This is a genomic window from Holdemanella sp., assembly GCF_056804935.1.
On sequence record NZ_DBMEXE010000254.1, the window covers coordinates 1 to 2,112 of the forward strand.

General features: G+C 33.0%; 2 protein-coding genes. Both read right to left on the reverse strand.

Going from position 1 to position 2,112, the window contains the following annotated elements; genetic code table 11:
- A partial coding sequence (locus ACZQCL_RS08985; RefSeq protein WP_482482905.1) for a J domain-containing protein occupies window positions 1-510 on the reverse strand: 510 nt, incomplete at its 3' end.
- Window positions 507-2,112: Hsp70 family protein (locus ACZQCL_RS08990; protein WP_482482907.1), on the reverse strand; the 1,606-nt coding region annotated here is incomplete at its 5' end. The genes ACZQCL_RS08990 and ACZQCL_RS08985, both read right to left, overlap by 4 nt.

Genomic DNA, 2,112 nt, shown 5'->3' on the forward strand with positions numbered 1-2,112 from the left:
ACCATACTTTCCTAAATAGATATAAACCGAATCCCTTGGATTTTTGACATATTTTAATGTACGCGATAAAAAGATGTCTTCTAATCTTCTACAGAACAATTCATCCTCTAAATACGGCATGATTTTAGGTTCTGTAAAAACTTGTACAATCTCTTTAGACCCAATCTTTTTAGGCAAATTTTTTTCAATCGAATTCAATATATCCTGGTAAACAACTATATCCTTTTCAATCTTCACAAACAATGTTTCTACTTTAGGAATAGGTGGAGGAACGATTGTATCCTCTTTAGTCGAAATGGATTGTGTTTGAATATCTTGTTTATTTTGTTCAAATGAAACAGACTCTATTTCTTGATCTGGATGTAGACACTGTTGATAAGCAGCCTGAATTTGTTTGAATTCTTCCGGATTCTCTTCAGGATGATACTGTTTTAAAAGTCTCGCATAAGCTTTTTTTATTTCTTTTTTATCCTTTGTAGGCTCAATCCCTAATATTTCCCACGCATTCATGCTAAATATTCTCCTTCTTCATCCTCTTCTTGACTAAAGATATCTAAAGAATCTACATTTTGACTTTCTTCGATTTGATTCAAGATTTGTGTAACTTGATTTATAAGACGTTTCCTTTTTTGGATATTGTTGATCAAAGTTTCCATATCTTTTGTGAATTCTGCATGAAGACGCATTAAATAACCTTGTGTTTCATCATCCACTTCTTGATAGATTCTTTCAATACGAGCAAGCAGGGCATCCACTTCATTATTTTGATATAAAGCTAAAGATACTTCTTTGATGGAATCCAAACGAATAGAAGCATCTACTTTTTCTAACACATCACCTTTTGATACTCTAAAAATATAATGTTTCTTAGTAGAATGTACAATGGCTTCTACATACAACATAGAATTAATGTCATATGAATAGATCAAATCAAACGATTCATAATCATGTATATTTCTAGGAACATGAATACAAGCTTGGCCTAGAAATAAGTTTTCTTTTGCATACATAGCCTGCCCTTGAAAAACACTAATATTGACTTTAGTTTGCCCTTTATGCACGGTACGCAAAGTCATCTTTTTACTTGTTGGTAAAACTGAGTTTTTAGGGATAAGCACAGTTGATAATTCTAAGTCTGGATTTTGTTCATTGTAAGTAGAAGTACTTAAGGAGAAAGGACAAATATCCGTCACAACTACATCTTTAATATTTTCATCCCTTTGTTTAATACCAATGTATTTTCCAAGTCCGAGTGCAACTAAAGAATCCATGTTTTCTTCTTTTAATACAGGAATATTTAAAGCGTCTGATAAATAATGTTGAAGTACTGGCATTTTGCTTGAGCCTCCTACAAGAATCAAACTATCAAGCTCACTAGCTGAAAAACCACTGTCTTTTACGGCCTTACCAATCACATTTTTACAAGATTCTAGTAAAGAATGTGTAGTATTAAATAATACATTTTCATCAAATATACAATTATAATTCTTATTTAAATGAACTAAAGATACTTCAACCACACTTTGTGTACTCAACCTAATTTTAGCTTGTTCACAAGCACGTAAAATACTTTGTTGAAAAGAAGAGTCTAAGACATTATAGTTTAACCCATTTTTGAAACAAAAGTATTCGGTCATAGCTCGATCAAAATCCGTGCCACCCAAATGATTGTTTCCACTAATCGCATTGATGCTAATCACATTTTCAAAACAGTCGACAACCGAAACATCTAAAGTTCCTCCACCAAAGTCAAACACGACGAATGTTTCATATTCATCGTCCATATGGCATGCGATAGCTGCAGCACTTGGTTCATTGATCAAACGCTCCACTTTAATTCCTAAAAGTTCGCCTATTCGCTTTGTATCTTGTCTTTGACGCGCATTAAAATAAGCTGGAACACTGATTACAACTTCATCGATAGATTCATGTAAATAATTTTGCGCATCTTCAATCAATTGTTTCACGACAAAAGAAGAAAGTGTAGCTGAATCATACTCTTTCTTATCTAATGCATAAGTAACATCTGTGCCCATATTTCGCTTAAACAAAGATGCACTACACTCTGGATGCGTAATGAGTCTTTCCTTAGCTAATTTCCCAACAACAATC